Origin of the sequence: Paraburkholderia sp. BR10937 (assembly GCF_040965695.1) — a bacterium.
In the GTDB taxonomy this organism is placed as follows: domain Bacteria; phylum Pseudomonadota; class Gammaproteobacteria; order Burkholderiales; family Burkholderiaceae; genus Paraburkholderia.
Genome location: NZ_JBFRCL010000258.1, coordinates 1 through 242, shown reverse-complemented (window position 1 = coordinate 242; position 242 = coordinate 1). Strand labels below are relative to the sequence as shown.

1 rRNA gene is annotated in these 242 nt (G+C 52.9%); it reads left to right on the top strand.

The features are described 5' to 3' along the window. Positions 1–234 (top strand): 23S ribosomal RNA (locus tag AB4Y44_RS42880); the annotation flags it as partial. Positions 235–242: the final 8 nt, after the last annotated feature.

Genomic DNA, 242 nt, shown 5'->3' with positions numbered 1-242 from the left:
GTGGACGAACCTCTGGTGTACCGGTTGTGACGCCAGTCGCATCGCCGGGTAGCTATGTTCGGAAGAGATAACCGCTGAAAGCATCTAAGCGGGAAACTCGCCTCAAGATGAGACTTCCCCGGGGACTAGATCCCCTTGAAGGGTCGTTCGAGTCCAGGACGTTGATAGGTCAGGTGTGGAAGCGCAGTAATGCGTTAAGCTAACTGATACTAATTGGCCGTAAGGCTTGATCCTATAACAGG